The organism is Microbulbifer sp. TB1203 (assembly GCF_030997045.1).
Taxonomy (GTDB): Bacteria; Pseudomonadota; Gammaproteobacteria; order Pseudomonadales; family Cellvibrionaceae; genus Microbulbifer.
On the sequence record NZ_CP116899.1, the window covers coordinates 1826388 to 1851323 of the forward strand.

Here is a 24936-nt window from a genome sequence, read left to right on the forward strand (position 1 = left end):
GCCTTCGTGACTGTCGGGTTTCCCCACTCGCAAGCGGTGACGCAATCCCCCCCTTACAGTCAGTCAAGTCCTAGTATAGCCAGATTCAAACGATTGTTTGAATACTATTTCTTACAAATCGGATGGCCCGGCCGTTACACGCTGGGCGGTGAATTGGCGCTGACCAGGATGCAGTCGCAGTCGCCGGGGTTGCGAAAGCGGTGCGGCCGGCGACTGCTGAAATAGTAGCCGTCGCCCGGGCCGAGCATCGCCACTTCGGCACCCACGGTTACCTCCAATCGCCCGGACACCACGATTCCACCCTCCTCTCCGTCATGGCTCAACAGCTCTGGCCCGGTATCCTGGCCCGGCGGATAGACTTCGTAGAGGATGGACATGGCGCGCTTGCCATTGCTCGCGCCCAGCAGGCGGTACTGGATGGGACCGGTGCCGACGTTGGGCATTTCGTCCGCGCGGAAAAAGATATGGGGGTTATCATCGAACTGCAGGGTGAAAAAGTCCGCCATGGACATAGGGATGCCGTCGAGCACTTTTTTCAGGGAACCCACCGAGGGGCTGACTCGCCCCTGCTCGATCAGGGAGATGGTGGCGTTGGTAACCCCAGCGCGTTTGGCCAGCTCGCGCTGGGACCAGCCGTGCATTTTGCGCACCGCCTTGAGCCGCGCGCCCACGTCGTCATTACCCTTGACTTCCGGTGACTGGATCACCGATTCCATGTTCGCCATGCTGATTAGTGGCCGGTGGTTGGGTGTCGAGTGGCTAGTGTGCCGCAAACTACCGGCCAATGGCCACTATTCAGTGGCCACGTTCTAACTTAGACGGAAGGAAGGCTCCCGGGACCATATGAGGCAGGGATGCTGATTACGAGCGTACGACCGCTAGGGATGGCGGGGTGCCATCCAGCGGAAGTGCAGGGATGCATCTAAGGGGGCGCCCACCCGTATCCCGGGAGATGAATAACCTTTCCTTCCGACCCGGTGTATTTACACCATATCCTCGAAAGGATTGCTGTCCGGCAGTTCCACGGCCGGGAGACCCGGCAGCGTGATCCGCTCGGCGGACATTTCGATGGTGCTCTCGTCCACCAGTCCCTCGCCGAAACGATAGATAGCGCTCAGTTCGCCGCGGCTGGCGCGCCTATCGTAGGCGGCGGCCTGTTCGCTCACCGCTTCATTGCGCTTGCGGTGGGCGGTCAACGCCTGTTCACCGTGGCGCTTGGCCAGCATACGCCGCACCAGGTGCGGTGCGAGCACGCTGGCAGTGGCGTTGTTGCCGCCGAAACCCTTGGAGTTGAGGAAAGCCACATCCAGGGATTCCGGGTCCCGCTCAGTGTGCTGCAGGGCGATATCCAGGTGCTTGTGGTGCACGTCGTCGGCCACCCGCTCAATGGTGGTGATGCCCGGCAGGATGCCGCGATCGAAAACCCCGAGGCTGGCAATCAGCTGGTCGCCGCTGGCCGCGGCGACGGTGTGCCCCAGGTAGGCCTTGACCGCGCATACCGGCCACGCCTCTATGCCGAAGGCGCCGGCCAGGCGGTCGAAAATCGCCGACTCGGTGACCCGGTTCTGCGGCGTGCTGGAACCGTGGGCCTGCACGAAACTTCGCCGGCGCAGACTCTCGTCCCCCACAATGGCCCGGGTCTCAGCCATGGCCCGGGCCACAGTGAGATAGTTGCCCGGACCCGGAGCGGAAATGGATTTCTTTGTGCCATCGGCATTGACGAATACATTGGCCACCGCTCCGTGAATGGTCGCGCCCAGCTCCAATGCCAGCTCATCGTCCATCAGCACAACCCACTGGGTGCCCTCACCCAGGGTAAAACCGCAGTTCTCGCCAAACGGGCGGCTGGCGCGTCGATAATCGACCTGTTCGCCGAAGATCTTGCGCAGGCCGTCTGTATTGGCCAGCGCACCCATGGTGGTATAGCCGTCCACCACTTCCGGCACCAGCGGGGCCTCAGCGGCCCCCACCACCGCCACCCGCGAGCGGCCGCAGCGGATATCCTCCACTGCACTGCGCAGGTTGTAGAGATAGGTGGCACAGGCGCCGGCCACGGCACCGGTGGTGCCCACACTGCCCAGTACATAGGCGTTGACGAAATCCGCCGGCATACTGGTCAATCCCAGGGCCAGCTGTTTGGAACTGACGCGTCCACCGCGCAGGCGCGACTGCAGCAGGCCGCCGTTACCATAGGGGTCCAACTGGCTCATGGCGGAACTGGCGTACACGGAAATTCTGTCCGGGCCCGCCGCCGCGACCACCCTGTCCCAGTCGATACCCAGCGATTGAACCGCATCGGAAGCCCCCAGGATCGCCAACTGCAATCCCCGGGGATGAAAGCGGGAATTGTACTTCTCTCCCGGCTCGAAGCCGGTGGGCAACTGCCCGGCGGAGGCCACGGAGATCTCCCGGTAGCTGTCCAGCATCACCGACAGGCCACCGGCCCGCACGCGCACCCGGCCGTCGCCGAGGGATTCCACCTGCCAGTCCGCCGGCAGGGGTTCCGGCAACTGGCGGGCGGCCATTTCAAAGGTAAAGCCCTCGGTACTCTTCAGTTCCGCGGCCTGGTGAAAGTGGCAGTGGCGGTAATCGTAGAAACGCTGCTCCAGCTCGCGCACCAGGGTCCCATCCAACACCTGCCGTTCCAGCTCCGCATCCAGAGGCCCGTCCGCCTCGGCGCCCTTGCGCAGGCCCATCAGCGCCGCCAGGTCCGACAGGGTGTCCCGACGCTCGGCGGCGCTCAGGCTATCCAGAACCAGGCGGCGGTAGCCGCGGTTGAAAGAGCTGCGCCCGGCGGGGTTGAAGCCGCCAAATGCGGTTATTACGGGTAGCCGCTGCATCCTGACCTCCAGCGTGACGCTGAGAAAAATTGACCAATTGCGTATGAAGGGCAGTGTAGGGGCTGGCGATTCGGCCCGGTTATGGGCATACTGGCCAGCAAAATTGATTATCTGGCCAAAAGCGCTGAAGCGCCCGAGATGTAATGCGTACAGTCACCTTTCTGCTGATCGACCAGATGCTGGCAACCGGTACCGTGTTGCCGCTGGAAATGCTGCGCGGTGCCGAGAGCCGCGGCCGGGTGAGCGGCGACGCCACGCCGCTCCGCCTTGTGACCGTCGGCCTGGACGGCGCCCCGGTAAAGACTCGCTCCGGCTTCCCCCTGACGCCGGATCTGGCCCTGGAGGAGGCACCGGATAGCGATATCGTCTACCTGCCTGCCCTGTGGCGCAACCCGCGTCCGGCGCTGAAACGCAGCGGGCCGTTACTGGAATGGCTGCGGCGCCAGGCGGAGCGTGGCGCCGCTATCACCGCCGTGGGCACCGGAGTCTGCTTTATGGCCGCCGCGGGACTGCTGGATGGCAAACCGGCCACAACCCACTGGCACTATTTCGACCGCTTCGCCGCCGATTACCCCAAGGTAAAGCTGAAGCGCCAATACTTTATCACCCAGGCGGACAAGCTGTTCTGCGCCGCCAGCGTCAACGCCCTGGCCGATGTCACCGTGCATCTGATCCGCCAGCTCTACGGGCCGGCGGTGGCCAGCCATGTGGAACGCAACTTCTCCCACGAGATCCGCCGCCCCTTTGAGGAAATCGCCTACTCCGAGGGCGCCGTGCATCTGCATCCGGACGAGGAAATAGTGCAGGCGCAAACCTGGCTCAAGGAACACTGCAGCGAGGAAGTTCGCCTGAGCGAGGTGGCCGGCCACTTCGATATGAGCGTGCGCTCCTTCAACCGCCGCTTCAAACTGGCCACCGGGCAGACACCGCTGCAATACCTGCAGAATGTGCGGGTGGATATGGCCCGGGAACTGCTCCAGTCCAGTAACCTGTCGGTCAACGAGATTGCCGAGAAGGTGGGCTATCAGGACATGGGGCACTTTACCGCGCTATTCAAGAAGTTTCTGTCCACGACGCCGAGCGAGTATCGCACCACGGTGCGGGCGAAACTGTTTCGGGTGAATACGTAAGTCGGGACTCGGAATTTGTGGCCAGGAGCCTGCTTGCAGGCGGACGGTGTCGGCATCTGGCCCTGCGCTCGCCGTCCTTGGCGCTACACCTATTATGCTTTCTATCTGGCCCCCGGCCCCGCCATCCATGGCGGGTCGCCAAACCGCGCACAAAGCGATGCTTTGTATACGCGCGGCCTGGCCCTGCAAGCAGGCTACAAGGTGCTGTGCGTACCCTGAACAATGGGGGCGGAGCGCCGAACTCCGTTCTGCGATCCTTAATTATTTTTTCGCAGAAGAATCACATCACGGTGCACGAGTTCCAACCCGGCATCGAACAGGTGCGCCAGCCAGCGAAAAGTCTCCCGACTGAAAAAACAGATATGGGTGGGATCGCGAATGTAATGCCAACTGGCGAAGCGTTCCCGGGAAATCACCAGTTTGGTCATCAGCGCCAGCAGGCCGCCGGGGCGCAGGTGCGACCACAGGCGTTCCAGTTCCCCGCGGGGATCGACCAGGTGCTCCACCACTTCAGTGGCGGCGATGAAATCATACTCCCGCACAAATACCTGTGGATCCGGCGCGTAGAAAATATCGTAGGTGTGCACCCTGTGTCCGCCTTCACGCAGCATTTCCGCGAGCAGCGGTGCCGGGCCGCAGCCGAAATCCAGTCCTTCGGATGCCGGCGGCAGCTCGGCCAGAAGAGGCTGCGCACAGCGATCGAGGAAACGGCGATAGCCACTGTCCTCCAGGGAGTTTTCGTGCAGATCGTAGTAGGCCCGCTCCTCTGCAGGGTTCAGATGGTATTCGGGACAAACGAAAACCAGCGCGCAGTTGGCGCACTGGTGATAGCTGCGAAATCGATCGCAGTAGTAGGCCTGTGCCGCCGTCTGGCGGCACAGGGGGCAGTGAGCCGACAAACTCAGGCGGCTTCAGAATCGGCTTTATGCGCCTCGTCCGCCTGCAGCAGGTTGCTCTCGCTGATGGCGACCTTGCGCGGCTTCATCGCCTCGGGAATTTCCCGCACCAGCTCGATATGCAGTAAGCCGTTGGCCAGGCTGGCATCGGTTACCTTGACATGGTCCGCCAGTTGGAAGCGGCGCTCGAAGTTGCGCGCGGCGATGCCGCGGTGCAGGAAATTGCGCTGCTCGTTTTCCGCCGGCTTTTTGCCAGTGACCGCCAAGCGGTTCTGTTCCACCTGAATATCCAGCTCGGACTGCTCAAAGCCGGCTACCGCCATGGTAATCCGATAGCTGTCTTCACCGGTCAACTCGATATTGTAGGGCGGATAGGCGGGCTGGTTCTGCTCGCTGGTAGTGAGCGCGTCCAGCAGGCTGGCCATGCGATCAAAGCCGATGGCGGTGCGGTACAGGGGAGAAAAGTCTAAATTACGCATTGTCATATCCTCAATTCAGAGCAATATTTAAAGTTCGCCCGTCTTTCGCCCGCCCCCGTCTATAGACGGACCGGGCGAGACAGACCGGGCGCTGATTGGGCGGCGCCTCACTGGAGCCCGCCGCCTGTAACAATAAATATGGCTGGTAAAAGCGTTTTCAAGGGAGAAGAAAAAATTTATGCGGCTCGGGCAAGACACTGGAGAAACAGCCAGCTCCCGCCTGTTTATCGGCATCAGCCCCGATACTGCCACCCAGCGTTTCCTGGACGGCCTGGTCGACCGCTGCCGGCGGCAGCTGGGCAGATCCGAGCGGGTGCGTTGGACCAGCCATGCAAACCGCCATCTCACCCTGGCATTCCTTGGGGAAACCCCGGACGAGTTGATCCCGACGATCGAAGTGGAACTGGCGGCGATCGCCGATCAGCTGCCTCCCTGCCAGGCCCGGATAGTGTCACTGCACCCCTTCCCCAAGGGCCGCTCACCGCTGCTCGCTGCAGAGCTGCTGACCAACCCGGAACTGGACAGATTGCACGAGGAGTGCCGCCAACTGATGATGCGCCTGGGTATGACGCCGGAAGGCGCCGTGTATCGCCCCCATTTCACCCTGGCGCGCAGTCGCCGCGGATTCGCCCGCCTGGACCCGCTGGCGCTGGACTTCACCCTGTGTCTGGACAATATCACCCTCTACCGAAGCCACACGGCACCGGGAGGCAGCCAGTATGTACCCCTATTCGAGACGCAGTTGAAAAGCGGTCGGTAAATTTTTGCGACAGCAAAAAAGAAGGCCCGCGAATGCGGGCCCTGCGGGATTCTCAATCCAGGTGCGACAGCACATACTCCGGATACATCACCAGGCGCGGGCGGGACAGGCGCCGGCCATCGAAGATAAACACATAGCGCTCCCCGTCGTCGTCGCTGGGAATGGTGCGGCGGAACTTCCAGGTGTTGATCTGGTATACTTGGCGCCCCGCCTTCACCGGTGCAACCAGGCGGTATTGGTTGTGGCCCAGGAATTCAAACGACAGCGACTCTCCGTGAGAGGGTTCCAGCTCCAGGCTGCGGAAGGTGTGCTTGCCCTTATCCCCATCCGCCAACAGCTTGTCCAGACGGGTCTTCTCCCGCCGCACATATTCCACCAGCTCCGCGTCCACCTCCCGTTGCGGTTCCGCGGCCACCTCTTCTTCCGGTTCCGGCTCCGGTTCTACCTTCATCGCGGCCACCGAGGGGGCCGGGACTTCAGGCTTGACAGGAGCGGCTTTCCTGGCCATCGCTGCAGCGCGCTTCTCCGCATCCGCCTTGGCCAGCATGGCATTGACCATCTGCTCCACTTTGATCCGCTGCTCGGCGATACGGCTCTCGCTGCGCGAAACGGCCTGGCGCGCAACGTTCAGCTGGCCGTTCAGATCGTCGTAGTTGGACTGGATAAACTCGACGCGGCGACTGCGGCTGTCCACTCCGCGCTCCGCCATGGAAAAGCCGTGCTTGGCCTTGTTGAACCGGCGCTCACTGTCGGAGCTCTTGTTGAGCTGGTAATCGCGCTCCGCCTGCTGCAGCTCGCGGCGGCTCTCCTCGTAGTTCTTGCGGGCATCGGCGAGGGACTCCTTGGCGCGTTTCAGCTTGTATTCGTAGGAGACCAGCTCGTTTTCGATGTCCTCGATTTCCACCATGTGGTTTTCCATCGACTGCTCCATACGTGCCAGTCGATTTTTCTCAGCCGACAGGGATGCCTGGCTCTGCGCCGCGACTTCCACCCCCCAAAATATTGCAAGACCCGCCAGTATCAGCGAGCTGTACCGCATTACCGTCATAGTAAAGAACCCGTTACTCGGTTTTTTTGGAATCAGTAGACAAAAAGCGCGCGCGGTCATTTTTTAGTCACTAATCGCCATTCGCCGGCGAAGCCCGCTACACGAGGGGACAATTCTACGCAGCAGCCCCCCGGCGGGCAATGACCATCCGACAGATAAGCTCCAATACGTGATAAATGGCAAGATCATATGCCTGTGGCCGCACGCCAACAGCTTTTTGTGACATTTTTACCATCACAACGCTTGATTTTTCTGTGCATGCAAGCATTATGGGTGACAGGGAGAGGATTCCTGAATCCAGTAGGTTTCCGGCCCGGGCGTAAAACATCCCCAGCTGTTCAGTCAGCAAATCTTTAGTTGCGACCCTGGTGATCCGGTTAACTGCTGTCACTCTTGGACATCCCCCCTCAAGGGCGCCCTACCTTCTTTTCAGCAAACCGCACATGCGGCCTGCAAGGTTTCTCTTAACCGGAGGTAATTGCCCATGAAATCTGCGCCCAACGATAACATTGTGTTCCGCGATATCGACAAGTCTCCCACCCTGGCCAACACGGTATCGAAGAAGTTACATAAGCTGGAACGTTATTGTGGCGAAATCATACGAAGCCGCGTGGTTCTCGAAGCCCCCCACCAACACAAAACCAAAGGAAAGCAGTTCAAGGCTTCGGTGGAACTCGCGCTCAGCGGTAGCCCCCTCACCATCAGCAACGAAAGCGAATCCATTCACCGTGCGGTGAACGGCGCCTTTGAATCCGCCGAACGCTGCCTGAAAGAGCGCAGCGAACGCCGTAAAACGCTACGTCATCAGAGCCTGGATCCAGTCGTCGACTAGATGGAACATCGGACAAAAAAGGCGGTGCCCTGCACCGCCTTTTTTATTGAGACCTGGCCTGGGAGCGATTTTCTGAAGACTCCAAACTGGCGCTAAGCAACCGGATTGCGCATGGTGACAAACTCCTCGGCCGCCGTCGGGTGTATGCCGATGGTCTGGTCGAAGACTGCCTTGGTGGCGCCAGCCTTCAGCGCCACTGCCATCCCCTGGATAATCTCGCCGGCGTCGGGGCCCACCATATGAACGCCCACTACCCGGTCGGTGTCGGCATCCACCACCAGCTTCATCAGCGTACGCTCGTCGCGCCCACTGACGGTATGCCGCATCGGCTTGAAATCGGACTTGTAGACCACTACGGAAATACCGGAATCGCGGGCCTCCTCTTCGGAGAGTCCCACAGTGCCGATATTGGGCTGGCAGAATACCGCGGTGGGAATGTGGTTGTAGTCGATCTCCGCCGGCTGGCCAGTTTGCAAATGCTTGACCAGCGCCATCGCCTCGGCCAGCGCCACAGGCGTCAACTGCGGCTCCCCGGTGACATCACCGAGGGCGTAAATCGACGGCACACTGGTGCGGAAGTTATCGTCCACTGAGATAGTGCCATCCCGATGCAGCACCACCCCCAGAGCCTCCAGGCCGAGCCCCCTGGTGTTCGCCACACGGCCGGTGGCATAGAGCACAGTGTCCACCGCCAGGGCGCCGCCGCCGTCCGCTCGCACTAGCAGACTACCGTCATCCTGCTTTTCAATTGCTTCAATGCGGTGGTTGAAATGCAACCGCACACCCTTCTTGCCAATCTCGTCGCGCACAAACTCGCGGATATCCCGGTCAAAGCCACGCAGGAAGAGGTCGCGCCGGTATGAGAGATGGGTCTCGGCTCCCAGCCCGGCGAAGATCCCGGCAAACTCCACGGCGATATAACCGCCCCCGACCACGAGGATGCGCCGCGGAAATGTCTCCAGGGAAAAAATCTCATTGGAGGTAATGGCGTACTCGCGACCGGGAAACTCCGGCACATACGGCCAACTGCCGGTGGCCACAAGAATGCGTTCGGCGGTGTACACCCGATCATCCACTGCAACCTGGTGGAGACCTTCAACACGGGCGCGGCCGTCGACTACCAGCACACCGGCATTGGCCAGCAGGTTGCGATAGATGCCGTTGAGTCGGGTGATTTCCGCTGCGTTGTTGTCGCGGAGGATCGGCCAGTCAAAGTCGGCGGTCTTGCCCCGCCAGCCATAAGCAGCGGAATCCTCGAAGGACTCGCTGTAACTGCTGGCATAGACAAACAGTTTCTTCGGCACACAGCCCACATTGACGCAGGTACCGCCCATATAGCGATCCTCCGCCACCGCCACGCGCATGCCCGCCGCTGCTGCCATGCGGGCTGCGCGCACGCCCCCGGACCCGGCACCGATCACAAATAAATCAAATTCGAATTCCGACAAGGTGAACTCCCGTTACTCGTGCAGTGTATCCAAACAACACCGGCAAACTGCCGACGTTCTATCCAATTTAACGCGACGAACGATTTCCCAAAAAGCAATTGGTACAATAATGACTATTTTTACCTTTTAGTCGTTGACTTCAGCTTACACTTTCGCTATTCATGTGATGCTTGTCACAAAAATAAGCTTGGTAGCGAAAAACAACAAAATATAGGCGATACAGAAATGGACACCCTCACTTTCCCTATCCAGCGAGCTTTCTGGTTTCTCTGCCTTCTGATGGTCAGCGGTATCAGCAACGCCAAAACACACCCTTCATACCTCACCCCGGAATACTGCGAGAGCCTGGTGGAGCAGTTTGTCGGCTCGGGTATGCGAAGCCTGGACAAGTATGTCAATGAGAATTTCAACCCAGCGTATCGGGGGGGCATTCGCAATACCATTCAGTTCCTGGAGCAGCGCTCGGCATGGCTCAAGGAATGCGACGATTACCTGATCGACACCGCGCAGGGCAACGTTTTCTACAGCAGCGAAATCAGCCGGAAAATATTTACCGCGATGGACGCCCTGGCCAAAGAGCTGCAGCATGTGCGTCAGGGTGTCGAATACCCCGATGACGCAGGAAACAACAACCCCGCGCCCTTTATCAAGCGCCGCTATGAAACGCTGGCGCAACTGGTGGATCGGCATCATACGCGCATGCTGATGAAGAAGCAGTTCCGGTAAACGGTACCCCGGTGGTCCAAGCGATAAATTCTGTAACCAATCTCTTCACCCAGGCCGCACGGCAGGGAAAAAACTGCAAGACTCGCAGGGCTTTTCCAACACAGTACCGGGGTGTGAGTTAGTTACCGAATCTACCGCCTGAACCCCTAAAGCTTGTTTTGTTCCGGCTGGAGGGCCGCGCCGCTGCCGACGAAGCGCTCCTTCAGGCTGCTGGCGATGCGTTTGGTCAGAGCGCCCAGACGCGGGCGCTGTTTTTCCGAAAACGGAATCGGCCTACAGCCCTGGATCGCCGCCAGACCAATGCGAGCCATAAACAGGCTGGCGCCCATTCCCTGGCCCAGGCGCGCGGAGACACTGCTCAGAACGCTGTCTCCCACCAGTTCCGGCCACAACTCGCTCACCGCATATTCACTGGCGCCGCTGTAGGCAACCAGTGCCAGCACTTTCTTGAACAGCCGCCAGCGGACTACCACCGACGGTCGCACGCCGTAGATCTGCGCGACGTCGTCGATCATGCGCAGGGACTGGCGCAACGCTACCAGTACATCGATGGTGGCAAAGGGGCTCAAACCCACCAGGGCGCCGGTGGTAGTTGCGTGGCGCACGATGCGCCGCAGCGCCTCTTGGTCCAGCGCCTCAAAGAAAGTCACCTCCAAGTGCTGCAGGAACTCGCTGCTGTCGTAGTAGTCCGGCGCCTCGTCCAGTACCCGGCTCAACAACACACCCTGCGGCTCGCCGGCAAAGTGCTGCTGCAGTTCCCGGCGAAACGGCGGCACTTCCCCGGCACTGCGGCAATCGCGCAATTCCCGGGCTCGCCCCTGGATTTTCTCCAGCTTGCGCAGCGGCCGACCGGCGCGAAAATATTCCCACACCGCACTGATAATAGTGATGCCAAAAAACGCGATTATCGTGCCCGCCAGCACTCCCAGACTCCAGTGCCTGTCCATCGCCCAAGTAAACAGTTGGCGTAGCTCCCAGCCCACAGCCCCACCGGCGAGCCCCAGCGCCGCCAACAGCGCCGGCTTCCACAGGCGCAGGCGGAATACCGGCAGGCGCAGCTCGGAAAAGGACACCCGGTCCGGCAGGGACTCGCCGGTGGTGATGGAGCGCGGCAGCTCCTCTGCCTCTTCCTCCAGGGCCTCCACCCGGGTGGAGGCCCGCTGGGGGGAAACGGATTCCGGTTCATCCAGAGATTCGATGCGCGTCCGCCGACGCCCGCCGGTCTCTCCATTCATCACACTTTGTCTCCCAGCAGCAGATTCAGCAACGCGTCGACGCGGATATGGGGAATACCCTGGCCCGCGCCCATCCCCGCCGGCGGGCGCAACTGCGGTGGAGCGGCGCCGGCATAGTGCTGCCACTCCTCTCCGGCGCGGGGCACATGGGCAAAGATTTCCGCATTTTCGAACCCCAGGTAGTGCCCCTCCATATCGTGTCCCACCAGCATGCGGCGGCCTTCCCGTTGACTCTCGTTGGAACAGCGCACTGCAGCGATGGCCTCGCAGAAAAGCGGCAAGCCGCGGTGATGGGCGCCGGCGAATGCCTGCTGCAACTGCTGCCCCAGGAGCTGGCGCAGGGCGTCGTGGTCCGCGGCCAGCACCTGGTCCACTTTGGTGGCGGCGAATACCAACCGGTCCACCCGCGGCCGCCACAGTTTGCTCAGAGGGCCGGAGCGGCCGTAGCGAAAAGTGTCGGCGATATGGCCGAAGGCGAGGCGCATATCATCCAGTGCCTGCTCGCCGGCATAGAGGGTTCCGATCATATCCACCAGGACCAGTTGCCGATCCAGGTGACGGAAATGGCTCTCCGCAAAGGGGGCCACCTGCTCGCGCAAATAATCCCGGTAGCGCTGCGCCAGGTATTGGTAGTTGCTCTCCGCCGGCAGCGCCTCTAACTGGTCGCGCCTGTGGCCGCGCAGATCCAGCAGCGGCAGTACGCCGTAATTTTCACCGTCGAGCAGCGCGCGTCCCGGCTGCAAATAACTGAGCTTGCGCTGGCTGCGGCAGTCGAGCAGGAACTGGCGGTAGTCCCGCCATAAGGCGTCGAGCCGGCCCGGCTCTGCGGTTGCCTCCGGCGCCAGGCCGGCCAGTTGCGAAACCAGCTGCGGCGCCATTCCGGCGCGGGAGTCGGCGCCGATGATATGACTCTGCTGGCGGCACCAGTCATCGTAATCCAATCGCAGCATCGGCAGGTCCATCAGCCATTCGCCCGGATAATCGCGCAATTCCAGGACCAGTGTCCGAGTGCTGGGGCGACCCAACCGGTGCCGCCGGCGCAGGTGGATATGCAGCTCGAGAGCGGACAGCTCACGGGTGGATTCGGGCCAGCGCGGTGGCTGCGCCAGCAGCGCCTGCAGGCACTGCTCGTATTCGAAGGGCGGCTGACCGCTGTCCAAGGCCGGCTTGATCTCCGCACCCAACAGGTCGCCGTTCAGGGCCGGGGCGAAGCCGGGCAGTTGGGCCTTATGCGGGTGCTTCAACTGGTGGATCAGGCTGGTGATCAGGGTGGATTTACCGGCGCCACTGAGACCGGTGATGCCGATACAAACGCGCCGGTCGAGCAGCCGCTCGGCGGCCCAGTGGGACTTTTCCCGCGCCTCACGGCGCCATTGGCGTACTTTGCCTTTCAGGCGCGCACTACGGCTGTCGCTCATAAGGAGGGGGTCACTCCACCAACGCCACGTCGCCGGAGCCCATCACCGAGAAGGAATCCCTGCCGGGGCGTCGCAGCACCACATCGCCGGAGCCCATGATCGATCCACCGGCACTCTTCGCCTGCAGGCCGCGGCCGACAAAATCGCCGGACCCCATCAGGCCGATGTCCAGCTCTCCCACGCGGCCCCCCACTACCATGTCGCCGGAACCCGTAATATTCGCCGCCAGCGTCTCCCCGGCAAAGCTGTCCAGGCGCATGTCACCGGAGCCCCTGATAGAGGTTTCACCGCGCACTGCCAGGACCGTTCCCAGCAGCAGGTCGCCGGAGCCGGTGAGGGATGCAGAGAGAGACTCGGCGGCCACCTTGTTCACTTTCAGTGTGCCGGAACCGGTGACCCGCAGCTCCAGGTTTTCACTCTCCAGGGTGTCCGCACGGACCTCCCCGGAACCGGTGACCACGACCGCATCCACCACCGGCAGAGTGACGCGAAAGCGAACGGACGACTCATCGCTGACGCTGATCACGCCGAAAAAGAACTTTCGCTCCGGCTCCACCGACAGTTCCAGGGACTCGCCGCGCAATTCGGCCTTCACATGGGGCATGGCCTCCTCAGAGCCGGTGGCTATCACTTCGAAGCCATCTCCCTGCACCAGTTCCAGACTGGAGCTCCCCTCGAGGACGACGCGGGTAAAACCCGACAGGGGGAACTGCCTGCTGGTGGCCTCTTCCGCGCGGATGCCGCCGGCCAGGGTTGCCGCCAGCAGCAACAGCGCCGCCAGGGGAGCGGTCAGGTAGGATTTTGTGATCATGGATTCCTCTCGATCTGAAGTTGCCGACACTGCCATATAGACGAACCGCCGGGTCATCCTGGATGCAGGCCGGGGACAACTTTACCGGATTCAGCCGCAATTCGCTTCGCTGTGACCCATGTCCACCAGGGCCTCGCGTATCTTGCGCGCCTCCGCTGCGAGCGCCTCGGCGTCGGCGGGCTTTTGCTTGGAGAAATCGAAATCCCCCAGCGCCTCCACCGGAATCAGGTGGATATGGGTGTGCGGCACCTCCAGGCCCGCCACCATCACCCCCACCCGCTTGGGCTGGTAGACCGCCTTGAGACCCTTGGCGACCTTCTGCGACACCCGCATGAGGTGGGCGGCGGTCTCCTCCGGCACATCGTCCCAGTGATTCACCTCCTCCACCGGGATCACCAGGCAGTGACCCGACCTGATGGGCGCGATTGTCATAATCGCCACCGCCTGCTCGTCGCGCCAGATAAAATGCCCGGGCAGATCGCCATTGATAATCTGAGTAAAGATGCTCGCCATGTCAGCCCCTTGATTAACGGGTGGGAAGAGGGACACCCCCTCCCCAGATAGGTCAGTCCGGAGTGCGGGCCCACGGACCCGCCGGTCTGCGCAAGTCTATCAGCCTGGAAAAAAAGTGCAGCTGCCCGCTTCACTGCCCCGGAGTCGTCCCTTTCCACTCCGGTGGCAAAGGCCGGCGCACGCGTCGTCTTTCCGTGGCTATCGGCAGACAATCGCAAATCACTCGTCCTTTGCCCGCTAACCGATTGATGGCAAAGCCAAAAAGAAGCGGCGGGAAAACAGCGCGCACCTATTCCCAAAACCCCTATTTTAATGCAGTAAAACAACCCGACGAACAAGATGACAATTTTCTGGAGTGCCGTTGGCAGTATTGGTGTTATGCCTTAGGCTCCCCCCATAACGTTGTTACGCATGGAGCCCGGCATTCGCCAGCTTGCCCTTGCCGCTTTTTTCAAGCTCCGCGGAAAAATCTGTTCCAGTTATTTTTAGCTTTAACTTCTCTTGGGGGGAAGCGATATGCAAAGCCTGTTAGATCAGGTCGGCGGCTCTCGAATTGTCAACCGTACCGTCAGTGAGTTTTACCAGGCAATCGGCCGACACCTTTCCAGCTTCGAATCCTGCGACCACAAGAAACAACAAAGCCGACAAGCCCAGTTTCTCAACCACGCGCTGTCCGCACAGCCGGAACCAATCCATTCAGCCCGCGCCAGCTTTCTCGCCCAGGGACTCGACTCCCCCCTGTTTGGGGCATTGCTGGAGTTCATCGAGGCCCGGCTTATCGAGCTGGGATTCACCTGCCAGCTGAGCAGGCGCCTGGTGGAAACCGCCGGCGACCTGTATCTCAGCTGCGAGCAGGATCTCTCCATCGCCTGCTGAGGCCTCCTGCCCCCCCTACCCTTAGTGTCCTGTCCCGCCTCTAATGGCGTATTCAGAGCCCCGCCCAGGGTGCCAAGGCAAGGCGCAGTCCGCCGGGAATGGCGTGCCCCAAGGGCTGCAACATAGTATTGGCGTCTGGCCGGGGCTCCCTTCGGGCAAGCCGATAAGCGGCCATCTGCGTCGTTGCGCTCGCTTGAATTAGCTGGCTACTACTGCGCTCACGCGCCTAGCATATGGCCGCATGCGCCATTAGAGGCGGGACAGGACACCAGTTGCGACCGGGCGGGCCGCTCAATACAATGGCCACTCACAGCCTATATCCTCCGTAGCGTACGGTAAGCGCTACTCAATCCACCTACCTTTTCTTAGGATTACCCATGAAGATTGCCAACCACTCCGTAGTGGAGATGCACTACACCCTGAAAGATGCCGACGGCACCGTCATCGACTCCTCCGCCGATGGCGAACCGCTGAAATACCTGCAGGGCGTGGGTAACATTATCCCCGGCCTGGAACAGGAGATGCTGGACAAGAGTATCGGGGACAAATTCACCGCGGTGATCCCCCCCGAAGAGGCTTACGGCCCGCAAAACCCCGAACTGATCCAGACCTTGCCGCGCAGCGCCTTTGGAGGTGTTGACAAGCTGGAAGTGGGCATGGCGTTTCGCGCCCAGAGTACCGAGGGCCAACCCATCGAAGTGGAGATTATCGATATCGACGGTGACCAGGTGACCATCAACGGCAACCATCCCCTCGCCGGTGTAGAGCTACATTTCGATATCGAGGTGGTTTCCGTGCGCGAAGCCACCCCGGAAGAGATCGACCACGGCCACGTGCACTGATCCCCCTCCCACTGGAATTGGGGAAAGCAGGAGCGGCCGCTGGCCGCGATCGTTGACGGCTTGATCCCGGATCGATCGCGGCCAGCGACCGCTTCCAGACCGAACACCGACGGAAAATGCCAGGGGCCCTCCCAGACAAAATCATCCTCTTCGACAGCCTGTGCAACCTTTGCAACGGCTGGAGCCGCTTCGTTCTTCACCGAGACAAAAACGCCATTTTTACCCTGTGCCGGGTACAATCCCCCGCCGGACAGCAACTGCTGGCCCGCCTGGGCCTGCCGCTGGACACCTATGAAACCATAATCTACCTGGAGCGCCGCGGGGACACCCTTGTGGACTACCACAAAAGCGAGGCCGCCCAGCGGATATTGGCGCAACTGCCCGCTCCCTGGCGCTACCTGGCCTCGCTGCGCTTCGTACCGCGGGCGATCCGGGATCTTGTATACGACGGCATAGCCCGCAACCGCTACCGGCTGTTCGGCAAACGGCAGGAGTGCAAATTGCCCAGCCCGGAGGAGCGGCAGAGGTTTTTGGAAGAGATTGATGTTGACTGATCAGTACCTGCAACGTTTCGGCGGCGTCGCCCGCCTCTACGGGGAGAGCGCCCTGGACAAACTACAGCGGGCCCACTTCGCGGTAATCGGTATCGGCGGTGTGGGCAGCTGGACCGCCGAGGCCCTGGCCCGCTCCGGCGTGGGACGGATCACCCTGATCGACCTGGACGACGTGTGCATCACCAATAGCAATCGCCAGAGTCACGCGCTGGCCGACACCATCGGCAAAATCAAGGTCGATGTGATGGCCGAGCGGTTGCGGCAGATCAACCCGGAAATCGCCGTGCACACGGAAGAAGACTTTATCGCCGCGGACAACCTGGCCCAACTGCTCGACCCTGATCGGCCCATCGATATCGCAATCGACGCTATCGACTCGGCGCGGGTAAAAGCCGCCCTGATCGCCTACTGCAAGGCCCGCAAGCTGCGCCTGGTCACCGTGGGCTCCGCCGGCGGCAAACGGGACCCCGGCCGGGTGACCTGCGCCGACCTGGGCCGCACGGTCAGCGACCCCATGCTGGCCAAGGTTCGCCAGCACCTATACCGCTTCCACAATTTCCAGAAATCCCGCAAACGCCAGTTCGGCGTGGACGCCGTCTACTCCGATGAACCCATGGTGTATCCACAGCCCGGAGGCGAAGTGTGCCGGCAGAAGAGCGCCATGCAGGACGGAGTCAAACTGGATTGCAGCGGCGGCTTCGGCGCCGCCACCATGGTTACCGGCACCTTCGGTTTTGTGGCCGCGGCGCGGGGTATCGAACGATTGCTGCAAGCCCAAAACCGGGATTGATTTGAGCGGCGCTCTGCAATATCGGGCTCAGGCCAGGCAATTTCTCAACGACTCCCGGTAGCGCCGGCTGACCGGCACCTGGATCCGGCTGGTCAAATGGATGCGCGCATCGCCGGTTTCCAGCGGTTCGATTTCGGCCACCGAGTCCAGGTTGACCAGGTAGGAGCGGTGCACCCGCACAAACTTGTCCGGGTCGAGACGCCGATAGAGATTGCTCAGCGTATCCCGCAGCGGGTAGATGCGGTTGCCCACATGCAGGTTGACATAGTTGCCCGCCACCTCCGCCCACTCAATGTCCTTCACATTGACCAGAAACTCCCTGCCGAACTTTTTCACCAGCAGCCGCTCCGGCCTCTCCACCGACTCCACCGGTTCGCCCTCGTCCGGCCGGCCCAGCAGGCTGGCCTCACCCTGCAGGCGCAGCAGGATAAAGCGGTACAAGTAAATCAAAGACAGATAGCCGGCGTAGGCGCGGAAGTCTTTCAGGTATTCGTAAAACAGTTCGCTGGGCCAGTGGCCGAAGTCGTAGCTACTGTCCTGCAGGCCGTAGGCCAACTCGCGAATCGCCACCATCCCCAGCACGTGTATCAACGACCAGGGAACAGTCAGCAGTGCGTGGATGGCCAAGCCGTGTTTCAGATGGCCGGTGCGGATCGGAAAGCGACTGTCCCAGTGCAACACCAGGGGGAGTAGCGCCGCCTGCACGGCCAGACTGCTGCCCTCCCACAGCAACGGCATCCAGGGCGCGAACCCGAGATCCAGGCGGGCGTTCTCCATCAGCACCACGGCGCTCTGCGCCAACCACTGCACCAGAAAGAACAGCCCCCAGAATCCGACCTCGAACACCCTGCGCCGGGAAAGATAGTTGTGCAACGTCATTTCAAACTCCTCTTCCCGGCATTCTACCCAAAACGCTCTGCGAGGATGCCGCCGTCCGCCCCCCTATTCCGCCGTTCGCCCCCAATGCCCCGCGATCCGCCCCTGGGCGCTGGCGAAGGGCCCGATCCGGCGGCAGCATGACGATATATCCAACGGGAGCCATCACGATGCAACCTACTCTGGACAGCGGTACCCGCCGCTACGATATCGATGCCATCCGGGTGCTGGCCTTCGCCCTGCTGATTCTCTACCACGTCGGAATGTTCTATGTGGCGGACTGGGGCTGGCATATCAAGAGCCAATATCAAAGCGACACGCTGCAACTGCTGATGCTTCTGGTCAACCAGTGGCGCATGCCCTTACTGTTCCTGATTTCCGGCACGGCCACTTGGTTCATATTCCGTAAATCGGGAGCCGGGGAGTTTACCCGCAACAGGCTGGTGCGACTGCTGCTGCCGCTGGCTTTCGGCATGCTGGTGGTGGTCCCACCCCAGGCCTACCTGGAAGCCCTGACCAACGGCGCGACGCAACCGGGCTATCTGGCCTTCCTGAAACAGTATTTCACTTTCCAGCCATGGCCGGATGGCGCCTTTGCCGGCAGCGACTTCGCCGGCATCACCTGGAACCATTTGTGGTACCTGCCCTACCTCCTGTGCTACACCCTGGTGCTGATCCCGGCCGCAATTTGGCTGCGCCAGCGCGAAGCGACATTGCAGCGGCTGCTGTCCCGCGTCAACGGCTACGGCCTGATCGCCCTCCCTGTACTGCCGATGCTGGTCTACGGTTTCACCCTGTTCCCCCGCTTCGGCAACTCCAACCACGCACTGCTGGACGACTGGTACGGCCATGCGCAATTCTTCACCTTTTTTGTCTACGGCTACCTGCTGGCCGGCAACGCCGCGCTCTGGCAGACCTTGGGGAAATTGCGCGGCTCGCTGCTGTGGCTCGCCCCGGCCTGTTTCGCGGTGTTTCTCGCCCTGGAGAGGTTGTCGCCGGAGGACCTGTCGCCGGTGCAAAAGCTGGGGTATGGGACCGCGGTCTACCTGAACCGCTGGTGCTGGATACTGGCGGTACTCGCCTGGGCGCACCACTGCCTGAACCGGCCCTTTCGCTGGCTGCCCTACGCCAACGAGGCGGTGTATCCCTGGTACATACTGCACCAGACAATCACTGTAATCGCCGGATACCAGCTGGCGCGATGGTCGCTGGGCCCAGTGCTGGAGCCAATGCTCGTATTAATAGCGACCGTAGCTGGATGCTTGTTGCTGCACGAATTTTTAATTCGCAGGTTCGCCATTCTGCGTCCACTGTTCGGGCTGAAACCCTTACCGACCGGCGCGGCCGTTTCTGATCGCAAAAGAATTGTCTTGAACTAGAGAATAGCAAACCGTCAATTAATAAAAATTTAACGTTTTTATGTGAAAAATTGCCCGATATCACGCTATTGGTGTAGCCGGCGTGGTGAAATGCGGTTTCAACAACATTAAAAATGGACAAGGCAAGGGAAATGACAATGGACAAATGGCTTGTATTCATCAGCGGCATACTCGCGGCAATTTTTAGTTTTCACGCCTCCGCCGACTACTGCCCGGACTATGACCGGGTTCTCAATCCTCCACAGCTGCAGAAACCCGAACAGCAACCCTTTCACAACTGGTCGAACCAGCTGCTCTCCTCCCTGCACCGCCCCTTTCATATGGTGCACGACCAGATTGTCAAGGCCGGAACATCTGCAACGTTCACCGGCAAGTTCGACTACTCCAGTATCTTCCACAAAGATCTCGAGTTTGAAGATGTCCACGTCTACCTGTACGGCACCGGTATGGAGGACTGGGAATACCTCGGCGAATACCGCACCGACAGCGACGGAAAAATTTATCTGGAGGTGGCGAAGCCGGAAGGCGATTACGAGCTGCGCATGGTGGTGGAAGGGGATCACTCCACGGCTTCGGGCTATCTCACTGTTGTCCAACCCAATCGCAAGACGGTGCTGTTCGATATCGACGGCACCCTCACCCTGAACGACTTCGAAGCCGTCGGTGACTACCTGGGCACCGACACCGCGGAGATGCACGGCTACGCCGCCGAAGTGGTGTGGGATTATATCGAAAAGGGCTACCAGATAATCTACCTCACCGGCCGCCAGTACTGGATGGCCAGCACCACCCGCAACTGGTTCAACAGCAAAGGCTTGTTCGACTGGCACCTGCGCACGGACAGCAACGCGGAAAATCCCGCAGCGCCGCAAACCCGGGAATACAAGACAGCCTATATCCGCTATCTGCTGGAAGATGTAGAGCTGGATATTGTCCGCGCCTACGGCAATGCGGGCACCGATATCGCCGCCTATGCCGACGCGGGCCTGCCCAAGGCGGAGACCTATATCATCGGTCCGGAAGCGGGCAGCGAAGAAACGCAGCCGATCGACGGCGACTACGCCTATCACTATGCGACTGTCGTCGCCGGGACACCCAACTCCGGGTGTAGCTGGCGGTAGCGGCCCGTACTTTCGACACCCGCGCCGCGTCATGCCAAAATCCCCGAAAACAACAATGCAGGGAGAAAAAGGAATGACCGACGACTTCGTAATGACGCCGGAAATCAAGCTGCTCAACGGCGTCGCCTTCGGCGACACCAACCTGATCCGCGAAGCTCACGCCGAGGGTGCCGACCTAGAAGCCTGTTTCGAGAGCGGCACCACGCCGCTGACCGAGGCCATTCTCGGCGGCATGGGCGAACCCGAGGCGGTGCGCACCCTGCTGGAGCTGGGTGCCGACCCGAACCGCGTGGACGCCAACGGTGACACGCCGTGGCTGGGCTGCCTCTCGCGACTGGACGACCGGGTGGTCGCCGAGGAGCAACGGGAGATACAGGAAATCCTGGAAGAGGCCGGCGCTTCCCGCGAAGGCGAAGAACAATTCACTCTCTACGACATGGCCCGCAAGGGCGACCTGGACGGCGCGCGCCGCCTGCTGGACGAAGGCGCCAGCCCCGTATTCCCGCCGCTCTGCCCGCTGGGAGCGGCCGCCGGCAGCGGCCATCTCGCCGTGGCTGGCCTGCTGCTGGAACGCGGCGCCAACCCCGAAGGCAGCAACGTGGAAGAGGTAGGTATGAGCTGCCTGATGCACGCCGCCAGCAAGGGCAACTTCGAGATGGCAAAGCTGCTGGTAAAACACGGCGCCGACATCAGCCGCGGCCTGCCCGATTCGCCCTCCTACACCGCCATCGACTACGCCCGCGACGAGGGCCACGACGAACTGGCCGACTGGCTTGCCGAACAGGCCGGCAAGCCGGGCACCGGAGGCATGCCCGCGGAGGCGCGCAACGGCGGCGAACACGAAAAGTTCGCCGACCTCTACCGCCAGCGCACCGCCGCGCCCAACTACGATCTGGACACCGGCGCCATCGTCGCCCGCCTGGCGCAATGGGACAGTGCCTATGGCATCCACGTGGTCGAGACCGGCCAAGACCGCCTTACCGTCCAGTTCAAAAAACTGCCCGCCGACCTCGACGCCTTCGCACAGGAACTCGAAGACTTCTGTCCCGATTTGATCCACCAGCACTTCGGCGCGATGGACGAAATGCTCGAACACTACGAGGAAATGGGCAAACAACCGCCCGACGATATCCGGCAACTCGTCGATGGCGTCGACTTCGAATCCGACGACTTCGGCCGCAAGCTCCTCGCCCGCTGGCTGAAGCAGCACCAGTCCGTGGGGCTGTGGTGGGATTGATACAGGAACAGCCGTAGAAGCAGGGCGGGAAGCACCGGCCGATTTCCGGATCAGCCGGCACCCTCAACCTGTGCTAATACCTGACGCAACAGTGCGTAGAAACCGTTGCTGCGCGACTGGCTGAGGTGCCTGGCCAGGCCCAGCTCGACAAACAGCTTTTTCAGGTCCAGGGCACGGATCTCCTCCGCGGTTGCGCCGTCTACCTGAGACAGCAGCAGCGCCCCCAGGCCCTTCACCACACGACTGTCGCTGTCCAGGGCGAAATAGTGTCGTCCCTCCTCCACCCGGTGCACCAGCCAGGCATCGGACTCGCAGCCGCGCACCAGGTTCTGCGACCGACGAATCTCCGGCTTGCTCCCGATGGCCTTTCCCCAGCGCATCAGCTCGCGGTAGCGATCCTGCCAGTTGCGCTGGGACGCCAGCAGTTCGACCTGCAGCGCCGAGAGATCATCCACCTGCCACGCCGGTGCCTCGGGAAATGCGTCGGTCGAATCCTCCAGCGCCAGGTATTCCCGCAACGCATCGACAAAGGCCACCACATCCGCCTCGGTATTGTAAGCGGCCAGGGAGGTGCGCACCGTTGCGGTTTCACCGGCGGCGCGCAGCAGCGGCTGGGCACAGTGGTGCCCCACTCGCACGGCGATATCCTTTTCATCCAGCCAGTGCATCAGATCGGCGGCGCTGCCGCTTACCGGTGCGAAGGCCAGTATTCCCAGGTTGTGCTGCGGCTGGCTGTACAGGCGCAGGCCCGGCAGCGAGGCAATTTCCCCGTGCAGCTGCTGCAACAGTTGCTGTTCATGTTTCGCCATGGCGCCCCGGTCCCAATCGGCGAGAAAATCCAGCGCGGCGCCGAGGCCGGCAATCGCCGCCAGCGGCGAGGTGCCCGCCTCGAATTTGTGCGGCAATTCTGCATAGGTACTCGAGTAGAGATCCACCTCGGCGATCATCTCGCCACCGCCCTGCCAGGGCGGCATGGCTTCCAGCAGCGCCTCGCGGCCCCATAGCAGGCCGATGCCCGAGGGACCGTAGAACTTGTGCGCGGAACACACCAGGAAGTCGCAGCCGATCCGCTGTACATCCACCGTTTCGTGCGCCGCCAACTGCGCCGCATCCACAATCCAGAAAAGATCCCGCCCGCGCAATTGTCGGGCGATATCCTCGAGGTCCGGGCGCAGGCCCAGGGCGTTGGAACCGCCGGTCAGGGAGACAATTCTTGTGCGCTCGCTCAGCACTTCTTCCAGGCGGTCGAACTGGGGAACACCGGCGGTGTGTGGCACGTAGCGCAGAGTCAGGCCTCTGCGCTGTGCCGCCATTTGCCAGGGCACGATATTGGCGTGGTGCTCGGCGGTGGACAGTACGATCTCGTCTCCCGACTGCAGTTCGTTGCACAGACTGTACGCCAACAGGTTCAGCGCCTCGGTGGCACCGCGGGCAAAGATCACTTCCCGCTCGCTGGCGGCATTCAGGAAACGCGCCGCCCTGCGGCGCGTTTCCTCCAGCATTTCTGTGGCGCGGCGCGCGAGGCGGTGGCTGGACCTGTGGGTGTTCGCGTTGCTGTGCAGGTAAAAATCCCGCACCGCGTCGATCACCACCTGCGGCTTCTGTGTGGTGGCGGCGTTGTCCAGGTAGACAAGCTGCCTGTTTTCCGCCTCGGCAAAAAGCGGAAACTGCTGTTTGAATTCTTCTGCGGAAAATCTCATAGGGAAAACAGATGCTCGGTGTTGCGGCGGGTCTGCACGGCGATTTCCTCGAGGGATATACCGCGCAGTTTTGCCAGTTCCCCGGCAATCAGCGGCAAATAGGCCGGACTATTGCGCTGTCCCTGACGGCCCTGTATGGGCATATCCGGCGCATCCGACTCCAGCAACACAGATTCCAGAGGTAAAGCGGCGAAGGCGCGGCGGGTCTTGGCAGCGCGCTCGTAGGTGATGGTGCCGCCCGCACCCAGGTAAAACCCCAGTTTCCAGTATTCCCGCGCTATCTCCTCGCTGCCGCTGAAGGCGTGAATCACACCGCCGCATCCGGGGCGATATTCTTTCAGCAGGCGCAGCATCTCGCCGTGGCATCGGCAGGCGTGCACGATCAGCGGCAGCTGCACATCGATGGCCAGCGCCAGCTGGGTGCGAAACAGTGGTTCCTGCTCCTCCAGGGGCGTGACTATTGCCCCGTCCAGGCCGCACTCCCCGATGGCCACGCAGCGGTTGGCCTGCAGCTGTTCAGCGATGTCCCGCTGCAATTGCGCCGGCTCGGTCTCCGATTCCGCCACCCACCAGGGGTGCAGCCCCACCGCCGCATACCAGGCGGGCTCTTTATTGATCAGATCAAACAGGGCGGGCCAACGGGGTTTGCTGACACCGGGAATGATCAACCGCTCCACACCGGCATCCCGGCACTGCTGCCAGACCTGCATGCGGTCGGTATCGAATACGTCGAAGTCGAAATGGCAGTGGCTGTCGATCAATTGCACTTGTGATTCTCCGGATTTGCCCGCATCTTATCACGGCCAGATTGCACCGATCCCCGAGGTTCCAGTGTTAGAAAGCCTGCTCCCGATAGTGCTGTTTACCTTTTCCACCAGTATCACTCCGGGTCCCAACAACCTGATGATAATGTCCTCCGGGCTCAATTACGGGGTCAGCCGCTCCCTGCCCCATGTGCTGGGTATCTGTCTGGGCTTTCCGGCGATGATCGTGGCCATTGGCCTCGGACTGGGGACCCTGTTCAGCCAGTTCCCACTGTTACATGAGGTGATTCGCTGGGTGGGCATCGCCTACCTGCTGTACCTGGCCTGGGTGATCGCCAGTACCCGGGAGGTGGGATCGGCCGACACCCAAAAGCCGTTTACCTTTTTTCAAGCAGCAGCTTTCCAGTGGGTAAACCCCAAGGGGTGGATTATGGCTGTCGGGGCACTGGCGGCCTTTACCAGCCCCAACGGGGAGATGTGGGCCGAGATAGCGCGTATCGCGCTGGCGTTTATCGCTATCGGCGGGCCGTGTATCGTAGTGTGGCTGCTGTTCGGTGTGGGACTGAAACGGCTGTTGACGGAGCCAAAGCACCTTCGCCGCTTCAATCTGACCATGGGACTGCTGCTGGCGGCCAGCGTGGTGCCGATGGCGATCGATTGA

The 24936-nt window shown here is 61.4% G+C and carries 26 protein-coding genes; 12 read left to right on the forward strand and 14 right to left on the reverse strand.

The genetic code is table 11. The features are described from left to right. Window positions 1–134: 134 nt before the first annotated feature. Together PP263_RS07750 and PP263_RS07755 are read right to left on the reverse strand one after the other, a co-directional pair. Window positions 135–716: a cupin domain-containing protein gene (locus PP263_RS07750; RefSeq protein WP_308367821.1), complete on the reverse strand. Its 582-nt coding sequence runs from the start codon at window positions 714–716 to the stop codon at window positions 135–137. Window positions 717–983: 267 nt separating this feature from the next. Continuing rightward, the gene (locus PP263_RS07755) at window positions 984–2840 is read right to left on the reverse strand and encodes a beta-ketoacyl synthase (protein WP_308367823.1); all 1857 of its coding nucleotides are present in this window, start codon (window positions 2838–2840) and stop codon (window positions 984–986) included. Between the two features lie 143 nt (window positions 2841–2983). Here PP263_RS07755 and PP263_RS07760 point away from each other — a divergent pair, with 143 nt between their 5' ends. Continuing rightward, window positions 2984–3970: a helix-turn-helix domain-containing protein gene (locus PP263_RS07760; protein ID WP_308367824.1), complete on the forward strand. Its 987-nt coding sequence runs from the start codon at window positions 2984–2986 to the stop codon at window positions 3968–3970. A gap of 257 nt (window positions 3971–4227) precedes the next feature. Here PP263_RS07760 and PP263_RS07765 read toward each other — a convergent pair whose 3' ends face one another. Further along, window positions 4228–4869: a class I SAM-dependent methyltransferase gene (locus PP263_RS07765; RefSeq protein WP_308367825.1), complete on the reverse strand. Its 642-nt coding sequence runs from the start codon at window positions 4867–4869 to the stop codon at window positions 4228–4230. 2 nt (window positions 4870–4871) lie between these two features. After that, the gene (locus PP263_RS07770) at window positions 4872–5345 is read right to left on the reverse strand and encodes an Hsp20 family protein (protein ID WP_308367826.1); all 474 of its coding nucleotides are present in this window, start codon (window positions 5343–5345) and stop codon (window positions 4872–4874) included. Between the two features lie 178 nt (window positions 5346–5523). Here PP263_RS07770 and thpR point away from each other — a divergent pair, with 178 nt between their 5' ends. Then, window positions 5524–6105: an RNA 2',3'-cyclic phosphodiesterase gene (gene thpR, locus PP263_RS07775; RefSeq protein WP_308367827.1), complete on the forward strand. Its 582-nt coding sequence runs from the start codon at window positions 5524–5526 to the stop codon at window positions 6103–6105. A gap of 52 nt (window positions 6106–6157) precedes the next feature. Here the strand turns inward: thpR and PP263_RS07780 are convergent, their stop codons facing one another. Beyond that, entirely contained in the window at window positions 6158–7153 is a 996-nt protein-coding gene (locus PP263_RS07780) for a hypothetical protein (protein ID WP_308367828.1), read from the reverse strand. Window positions 7154–7268: 115 nt separating this feature from the next. Beyond that, a complete protein-coding gene (locus PP263_RS07785; RefSeq protein ID WP_308367829.1) occupies window positions 7269–7544 on the reverse strand; it encodes a hypothetical protein in 276 nt (91 codons plus the stop codon). Window positions 7545–7637: 93 nt separating this feature from the next. On the opposite strand from PP263_RS07785, the gene PP263_RS07790 reads away from it, so the two are divergent. Then, window positions 7638–7985: an HPF/RaiA family ribosome-associated protein gene (locus PP263_RS07790; RefSeq protein ID WP_308367830.1), complete on the forward strand. Its 348-nt coding sequence runs from the start codon at window positions 7638–7640 to the stop codon at window positions 7983–7985. A 92-nt stretch (window positions 7986–8077) separates the two neighbouring features. Here PP263_RS07790 and gorA read toward each other — a convergent pair whose 3' ends face one another. Continuing rightward, window positions 8078–9433: a glutathione-disulfide reductase gene (gene gorA, locus PP263_RS07795; protein WP_308367831.1), complete on the reverse strand. Its 1356-nt coding sequence runs from the start codon at window positions 9431–9433 to the stop codon at window positions 8078–8080. Between the two features lie 225 nt (window positions 9434–9658). Here gorA and PP263_RS07800 point away from each other — a divergent pair, with 225 nt between their 5' ends. Next, window positions 9659–10159: a hypothetical protein gene (locus PP263_RS07800; RefSeq protein ID WP_308367832.1), complete on the forward strand. Its 501-nt coding sequence runs from the start codon at window positions 9659–9661 to the stop codon at window positions 10157–10159. A 146-nt stretch (window positions 10160–10305) separates the two neighbouring features. On the opposite strand, the gene PP263_RS07805 is transcribed toward PP263_RS07800, so the two are convergent. The 4 genes from PP263_RS07805 to PP263_RS07820 form a co-directional block, all read right to left on the reverse strand. Further along, complete coding sequence (locus PP263_RS07805) at window positions 10306–11394, reverse strand: TIGR01620 family protein (RefSeq protein ID WP_308368582.1); 1089 nt, start codon at window positions 11392–11394, stop codon at window positions 10306–10308. Then, window positions 11394–12812: a YcjX family protein gene (locus PP263_RS07810; RefSeq protein ID WP_308367833.1), complete on the reverse strand. Its 1419-nt coding sequence runs from the start codon at window positions 12810–12812 to the stop codon at window positions 11394–11396. Before PP263_RS07810 ends, PP263_RS07805 begins: the two co-directional genes overlap by 1 nt. A gap of 10 nt (window positions 12813–12822) precedes the next feature. Then, window positions 12823–13623 (reverse strand): GIN domain-containing protein, encoded by an 801-nt coding sequence (locus PP263_RS07815; protein WP_308367834.1) that lies wholly within the window; start codon window positions 13621–13623, stop codon window positions 12823–12825. Window positions 13624–13713: 90 nt separating this feature from the next. Further along, complete coding sequence (locus PP263_RS07820) at window positions 13714–14136, reverse strand: HIT family protein (RefSeq protein ID WP_183458497.1); 423 nt, start codon at window positions 14134–14136, stop codon at window positions 13714–13716. A 516-nt stretch (window positions 14137–14652) separates the two neighbouring features. Between PP263_RS07820 and PP263_RS07825 the strand changes: the two genes are divergently transcribed. The 4 genes from PP263_RS07825 to tcdA all read left to right on the forward strand — a co-directional run bounded on the left by PP263_RS07825 (window position 14653) and on the right by tcdA (window position 17198). Continuing rightward, the gene (locus PP263_RS07825) at window positions 14653–15012 is read left to right on the forward strand and encodes a hypothetical protein (protein ID WP_308367835.1); all 360 of its coding nucleotides are present in this window, start codon (window positions 14653–14655) and stop codon (window positions 15010–15012) included. A gap of 377 nt (window positions 15013–15389) precedes the next feature. Beyond that, on the forward strand, window positions 15390–15854 hold the full coding sequence (locus PP263_RS07830) for a peptidylprolyl isomerase (RefSeq protein WP_308367837.1): 465 nt from the start codon (window positions 15390–15392) through the stop codon (window positions 15852–15854). 116 nt (window positions 15855–15970) lie between these two features. Beyond that, a complete protein-coding gene (locus tag PP263_RS07835) occupies window positions 15971–16408 on the forward strand; it encodes a DCC1-like thiol-disulfide oxidoreductase family protein (RefSeq protein WP_308367839.1) in 438 nt (145 codons plus the stop codon). Then, on the forward strand, window positions 16395–17198 hold the full coding sequence (gene tcdA, locus PP263_RS07840; protein WP_308367840.1) for a tRNA cyclic N6-threonylcarbamoyladenosine(37) synthase TcdA: 804 nt from the start codon (window positions 16395–16397) through the stop codon (window positions 17196–17198). The genes PP263_RS07835 and tcdA overlap by 14 nt, the downstream gene beginning before the upstream one ends. A gap of 27 nt (window positions 17199–17225) precedes the next feature. Here tcdA and PP263_RS07845 read toward each other — a convergent pair whose 3' ends face one another. After that, window positions 17226–18077 (reverse strand): LytTR family DNA-binding domain-containing protein, encoded by an 852-nt coding sequence (locus PP263_RS07845; RefSeq protein WP_308367841.1) that lies wholly within the window; start codon window positions 18075–18077, stop codon window positions 17226–17228. Between the two features lie 167 nt (window positions 18078–18244). Between PP263_RS07845 and PP263_RS07850 the strand changes: the two genes are divergently transcribed. From PP263_RS07850 to PP263_RS07860, 3 genes are all read left to right on the forward strand, one after another. Continuing rightward, window positions 18245–19453 carry an acyltransferase family protein gene (locus tag PP263_RS07850; RefSeq protein WP_308367843.1) on the forward strand — a complete coding sequence of 403 codons (1209 nt, stop codon included), beginning with the start codon at window positions 18245–18247 and terminating at the stop codon, window positions 19451–19453. Between the two features lie 137 nt (window positions 19454–19590). Then, on the forward strand, window positions 19591–20574 hold the full coding sequence (locus PP263_RS07855; RefSeq protein ID WP_308367845.1) for a hypothetical protein: 984 nt from the start codon (window positions 19591–19593) through the stop codon (window positions 20572–20574). A gap of 73 nt (window positions 20575–20647) precedes the next feature. Further along, complete coding sequence (locus PP263_RS07860; protein ID WP_308367846.1) at window positions 20648–21811, forward strand: ankyrin repeat domain-containing protein; 1164 nt, start codon at window positions 20648–20650, stop codon at window positions 21809–21811. Between the two features lie 50 nt (window positions 21812–21861). Here PP263_RS07860 and PP263_RS07865 read toward each other — a convergent pair whose 3' ends face one another. Then, on the reverse strand, window positions 21862–23511 hold the full coding sequence (locus PP263_RS07865; protein ID WP_308367847.1) for an aminotransferase class V-fold PLP-dependent enzyme: 1650 nt from the start codon (window positions 23509–23511) through the stop codon (window positions 21862–21864). Then, a complete protein-coding gene (locus PP263_RS07870) occupies window positions 23508–24278 on the reverse strand; it encodes a TatD family hydrolase (protein WP_308367848.1) in 771 nt (256 codons plus the stop codon). Before PP263_RS07870 ends, PP263_RS07865 begins: the two co-directional genes overlap by 4 nt. 64 nt (window positions 24279–24342) lie before the next feature. Here PP263_RS07870 and PP263_RS07875 point away from each other — a divergent pair, with 64 nt between their 5' ends. Next, the gene (locus tag PP263_RS07875) at window positions 24343–24936 is read left to right on the forward strand and encodes a LysE family translocator (RefSeq protein WP_308367851.1); all 594 of its coding nucleotides are present in this window, start codon (window positions 24343–24345) and stop codon (window positions 24934–24936) included.

Excerpts from the sequence above, each read along its gene's own strand:
- PP263_RS07750 (WP_308367821.1), bottom strand. The coding sequence starts at position 716 with ATGGAATCGGTGATCCAGTCACCGGAAGTCAAGGGTAATGACGACGTG.
- PP263_RS07755 (WP_308367823.1), bottom strand. The coding sequence starts at position 2,840 with ATGCAGCGGCTACCCGTAATAACCGCATTTGGCGGCTTCAACCCCGCC.
- PP263_RS07760 (WP_308367824.1), top strand. The coding sequence starts at position 2,984 with ATGCGTACAGTCACCTTTCTGCTGATCGACCAGATGCTGGCAACCGGT.
- PP263_RS07770 (WP_308367826.1), bottom strand. The coding sequence starts at position 5,345 with ATGCGTAATTTAGACTTTTCTCCCCTGTACCGCACCGCCATCGGCTTT.
- thpR (WP_308367827.1), top strand. The coding sequence starts at position 5,524 with ATGCGGCTCGGGCAAGACACTGGAGAAACAGCCAGCTCCCGCCTGTTT.
- PP263_RS07780 (WP_308367828.1), bottom strand. The coding sequence starts at position 7,153 with ATGACGGTAATGCGGTACAGCTCGCTGATACTGGCGGGTCTTGCAATA.
- PP263_RS07790 (WP_308367830.1), top strand. The coding sequence starts at position 7,638 with ATGAAATCTGCGCCCAACGATAACATTGTGTTCCGCGATATCGACAAG.
- PP263_RS07800 (WP_308367832.1), top strand. The coding sequence starts at position 9,659 with ATGGACACCCTCACTTTCCCTATCCAGCGAGCTTTCTGGTTTCTCTGC.
- PP263_RS07805 (WP_308368582.1), bottom strand. The coding sequence starts at position 11,394 with ATGAATGGAGAGACCGGCGGGCGTCGGCGGACGCGCATCGAATCTCTG.
- PP263_RS07810 (WP_308367833.1), bottom strand. The coding sequence starts at position 12,812 with ATGAGCGACAGCCGTAGTGCGCGCCTGAAAGGCAAAGTACGCCAATGG.
- PP263_RS07815 (WP_308367834.1), bottom strand. The coding sequence starts at position 13,623 with ATGATCACAAAATCCTACCTGACCGCTCCCCTGGCGGCGCTGTTGCTG.
- PP263_RS07820 (WP_183458497.1), bottom strand. The coding sequence starts at position 14,136 with ATGGCGAGCATCTTTACTCAGATTATCAATGGCGATCTGCCCGGGCAT.
- PP263_RS07825 (WP_308367835.1), top strand. The coding sequence starts at position 14,653 with ATGCAAAGCCTGTTAGATCAGGTCGGCGGCTCTCGAATTGTCAACCGT.
- PP263_RS07830 (WP_308367837.1), top strand. The coding sequence starts at position 15,390 with ATGAAGATTGCCAACCACTCCGTAGTGGAGATGCACTACACCCTGAAA.
- PP263_RS07835 (WP_308367839.1), top strand. The coding sequence starts at position 15,971 with ATGCCAGGGGCCCTCCCAGACAAAATCATCCTCTTCGACAGCCTGTGC.
- PP263_RS07845 (WP_308367841.1), bottom strand. The coding sequence starts at position 18,077 with ATGACGTTGCACAACTATCTTTCCCGGCGCAGGGTGTTCGAGGTCGGA.
- PP263_RS07850 (WP_308367843.1), top strand. The coding sequence starts at position 18,245 with ATGCAACCTACTCTGGACAGCGGTACCCGCCGCTACGATATCGATGCC.
- PP263_RS07855 (WP_308367845.1), top strand. The coding sequence starts at position 19,591 with ATGGACAAATGGCTTGTATTCATCAGCGGCATACTCGCGGCAATTTTT.
- PP263_RS07860 (WP_308367846.1), top strand. The coding sequence starts at position 20,648 with ATGACCGACGACTTCGTAATGACGCCGGAAATCAAGCTGCTCAACGGC.
- PP263_RS07865 (WP_308367847.1), bottom strand. The coding sequence starts at position 23,511 with ATGAGATTTTCCGCAGAAGAATTCAAACAGCAGTTTCCGCTTTTTGCC.